Source organism: Porphyrobacter sp. TH134 (genome assembly GCF_002855495.1).
Lineage (GTDB): Bacteria > Pseudomonadota > Alphaproteobacteria > Sphingomonadales > Sphingomonadaceae > Erythrobacter.
In genome coordinates this window covers 1-4,238 of sequence record NZ_PKRO01000075.1, presented here as the reverse complement: position 1 = coordinate 4,238, position 4,238 = coordinate 1, and the positions used below count along the sequence as shown (strand labels likewise).

Annotated in this window: 3 protein-coding genes; all 3 read left to right on the top strand. The window is 61.6% G+C overall.

The window, feature by feature from the left end:
• The first annotated feature begins 111 nt into the window (after positions 1-111).
• The 3 genes from C0V72_RS15790 (at position 112) to C0V72_RS15780 (ending at position 4,145) form a co-directional block, all read left to right on the top strand.
• Positions 112-687, top strand: coding sequence for a tyrosine-type recombinase/integrase (locus C0V72_RS15790; RefSeq protein ID WP_101795080.1), 576 nt, complete (start codon positions 112-114; stop codon positions 685-687).
• Positions 688-1,013: 326 nt separating this feature from the next.
• Complete coding sequence (locus tag C0V72_RS15785) at positions 1,014-3,347, top strand: TonB-dependent receptor (protein ID WP_233999992.1); 2,334 nt, start codon at positions 1,014-1,016, stop codon at positions 3,345-3,347.
• 69 nt (positions 3,348-3,416) lie between these two features.
• Entirely contained in the window at positions 3,417-4,145 is a 729-nt protein-coding gene (locus C0V72_RS15780) for an alkaline phosphatase D family protein (RefSeq protein WP_233999991.1), read from the top strand.
• The last annotated feature ends 93 nt before the right edge of the window (positions 4,146-4,238 follow it).

Genomic DNA, 4,238 nt, shown 5'->3' with positions numbered 1-4,238 from the left:
CGCGCTGCTGGCCGGACGCTACAGCGCAATATCGAAAGCGCGCGTCCGGCCAGCAGCGCTACCCTCATAACCTACACCACCTGCCGGGACGCGACCACGCCTGAAACAGAAATGGCTGCCGCCAAGCGTCCGGTCTGGAACGCCGGACGAAGCGTCGGCGCAAAGCGCGCACTAAAGCCGAAACAGATTTGGGAGATCCGCTTTTTTCTCAATGAACGACGCCGCGTGCGTGATCGCGCATTGTTCGACCTCGCGATCGACAGCAAGCTACGTGGCTGCGATCTTGTTCGAATGAAGATCGGCGACATCGTTAATGGTGGTCTACTCAGAACACGCGCTATTGTGATGCAGCAAAAGACAAATCGTCCGGTGCAGTTCGAACTCCTGCCAGACGCTCGAGCCAGTCTACTGGCGTGGCTTGAACGCCGTGGTGGCACTGTAGACGATTATGTCTTCCCTAGCCGCGTTGATCGCAACGGCCACATTAGCACACGTCAATATGCCCGGCTCGTCGATGAATGGGTAACCGGGATTGGCTTGCTTCGATCAGAATATGGCACCCACTCTCTTCGGCGAACCAAGGCATCGATCATATATAGGGCGACCGGCAATCTGCGTGCGGTCCAGATCCTTCTCGGTCATAGCAAGATCGAGAATACCGTGCGCTATCTCGGGATCGACGTCTAGGACGCGCTTGCCCTTGCCGAGAACACGGAGATTTGAACAATCGGCTCCTCGCTGCCTGCGAGGAGCCGATCTAACTCCACTGGGATGAAACAGTCATCTGGCAGCCGTCCTTTGTAGATTGGGGAGCACTCAGGCGCGCTGCGACACGTTGAGCCAATTGAACAAGCTGGGATGCTCGCGTTGATACAGCTCTAGACGTGTCGCGGATGCAACGTCTTCGGGCTGTCATCGCAGCTACTTCGTTCTGACACCCTAGTTTGGCGGGCTCGTAACAATGCGATCCTATTCGCCCCTGCGTCGCCAACCCACAAGCAGGGGCACTAGTAATGAAATCGACTAAGCTGCGTCACGCATTCCTTTCCGGCACCGCGTTGCTCTTCCTAGCGATTCCGGTCACCGCCTTCGCGGCCAATGCAGAAACTGATGACGTCGCGGCCGACGCGGCAGCCGACGAGACGACCGATGGCGGCGAGATTTTGGTCTACGGCAAGGGCGAAGTGCGTCAGGTGACCGAAATCGGTGCAGCCGATATCCAGCTTACCACCGCAGGCTCGAGCCCGTTTATCGCTCTGCGCAAATTGCCGGGCGTCAACTTCCAGTCGGCCGATCCGTTCGGCACCTATGAATGGTCGACCCGCATCACCCTGCGTGGCTTCAACCAGAACCAGCTCGGCTTCACGCTTGATGGCGTGCCGCTTGGCGATATGAGCTATGGCAACACCAACGGCCTGCACATCAGCCGTGCGATCATCGCCGACAATATCGGGCAGACCCGCGTGAGCCAGGGCGCAGGTGCGCTCGGTACCGCGTCGACCTCGAACCTTGGCGGTACGATCGAATTTTTTAGCCGCGATCCGCAGAGCGAGCTCGGCATCGCCGGCAACGTCACCTACGGCGACAGCAACACCTTCCGCGCCTACGGTACGCTCGACACCGGGGATCTCGGCGGGGTGAAGGCCTATATCAGCGCCTCGCATATCGATGCCGACAAGTGGAAGGGCTTCGGCTCGCAGCGTTCGACCCAGGTCAACGCCAAGCTCGTTGCAGAGTTCAGCCCCGAGACCACCTTCACCGCATTCGTCAACTTCTCCGACCGCAAGGAAAGCGACTATCAGGATCTCAGCCTCGAGATGATCAATCGTCTCGGATACAACTGGGATAACGTGTCGAACGACTGGCCGCTGGCGGTGCGCCTCGCCTTTATCGGCGCCAACCGCGGCGACACTGGCGTGGTGGTCGGGCCGAACACCTTCGGCACCACCTACCCCGCCCCGATCACCTCGGTCGACGATGCCTATTTCGACGCCGCCGGCCTGCGCCGCGACTGGCTTGCCAGCGGACGGATCGAACAGCAGTTCGGCGACAATACCAGTGCCGGCATCCAGGCCTATTACCACACCAACAAAGGCCAAGGTTCGTGGATCACGCCCTATCGCGCCAGCCCCAGCGGTGGCCTGCCGATCAGCTTCCGCACCACCGAATACAGCATTGAACGCTTCGGCGTGCTGGCTGATCTCAATGTCGAGACCGGGCCGCACACCGTGAAGGTCAATCTGTGGTACGAGAACAACGACTTCGAACAGGCACGCCGTTTCTACGACATGGGCGCGAGCCTGACCGTGCCGGGCCGCAACGCGCTCGACTACCAGTCGAACCCGTTCTTCACCCAGTGGAACAACGCCTACAGCACCAAGACCTTCCAGTACGCGGTGCAGGACGAATGGGCCGTGACAGATGCGCTGACCGTTACCGCCGGGTTCAAGGGCCAGTCGGTGAAGCTCGAGGCGACCGCGATCAACCCTGTGCCCGGCCCGCTCGCGCTGGGCGAGATCAAGGCGGAAGACCTGTTCCTGCCGCAGGTCGGCTTGCTCTATACCCTTGGCGGCGGCAATGAGCTGTTCGCCAGCTTTACGCAGAATCAGCGCGCCTTCACCGCGGCGGCGACCACGGGGCCTTTCGCGACCTCGGCCGCCGGTTTTGCCGCGCTGCGTGACCGGATCCAGCCGGAACAGACCGACACCTACGAAGTCGGTATCCGCTTTGGCGAGGGCCAGTTGACCGGGGTTGTCGCAGGTTATCTCGTCAACTTCTCGAACCGCCTGCTCGCCGTCCCGCAGGGTCCGGGCATCGTCGGCAACGCTGCGCTGCTCTCCAACGTGGGCGATGTGCGTTCGGTCGGGGCGGAAATCGGTCTGCAATGGCGGCCGGTCTCCGACTTCACCATCAATGCGAGCTACGCCTACAACGACAACACCTACCGCAACGACATCATCAATCAGTCGGGCGTGGTGGTGCAGGCGATCAAGGGCCGCACCGTGGTCGACAGCCCGGAAAGCATCGCCAACCTTGAAGTCGCCTATGACAACGGCACCTTCTACGCCCGCGCCAACGGCAACTACACCTCGCAGCGCTTCTTTACCTACTCGAACGACCGCTCGGTCGATGGGCGCGTGCTGGTCGATGCGCTGATCGGTGTCCGCCTGAACAGCGACAACCGGTTCCTTGATGGCCTGGCCATCGAAGGGACAGTGACCAACCTGTTCGATGAGGAATATGTTGGCACCATCGGCTCGAACGGCTTCGGCTTTGCGGGCGATAACCAGACTTTGCTCGCTGGGGCGCCGCAGCAGTTCTTCGTGACCCTGCGCAAGGACTTCTGACGATCAACGGAGGCCGGCCGGGCGTGTCTCGGCCGGCTCTGGCTTTTCTTTCCTGCCAAAGGTGACCGCTTGAACACCGACCCGCTCTGCCCGCCCGTCTCGCGCCGCACTGCAATCGGCGGGGTGATGGCCGGAACGGCGGCCCTGTCGCTCCCAGGCATTGTTCAGGCCGACACGAGCGGGCCGTTCCTCCATGGTGTGGCGAGCGGTGATCCGGACGCGACCAGCATCGTGCTATGGACGCGGGTAACGGCGACAGGGGGCGTGACGCTGGTAGGCGAAATCGCCGGCGACCCCGACTTTGCCACCATCATGGCCCGGGCCGAACTCCCGACCGGGCCGGACAGCGACCACACCGTCAAATGGCTGGCACACGGCCTTGCACCGGGCCAAGCCTATTACTACCGTTTCAAGCTAGGCACCGCGATCTCGCCGACGGGTCGCGCCCGCACTCTGCCCACCGGCCGCCTCGACAGGCTGGGGATCGCGCTGGCATCCTGCTCCAACTACGCCTTTGGCTATTTCAACGCCTACGAGACGATTGCGCATGATCCCTCGGTGGATTTCGTGCTGCACACCGGCGATTATATCTACGAATACGGCCATGACGGTTGGGGCGACGATGTGGCCAGCACGATAGGCCGTCGCCATGACCCCGCGCATGAGATCGTGAGCCTTTCAGACTATCGCCGTCGCCATGCACAGTACAAGACCGATGCGGGCGCGCAGGCCATGCACGCGGCGCACACCTTCCTCGCGTGCTGGGACGATCATGAAAGCGCCAACAATCCCTGGTGAGAACGGCGGTGCAAAATTAGACCACGGTAGCGGCGACGAAGTGTTGCTGCGGGCGGCGTAAAAGTCGTCCACTTTGCCCTTTTGCGGGAGCGG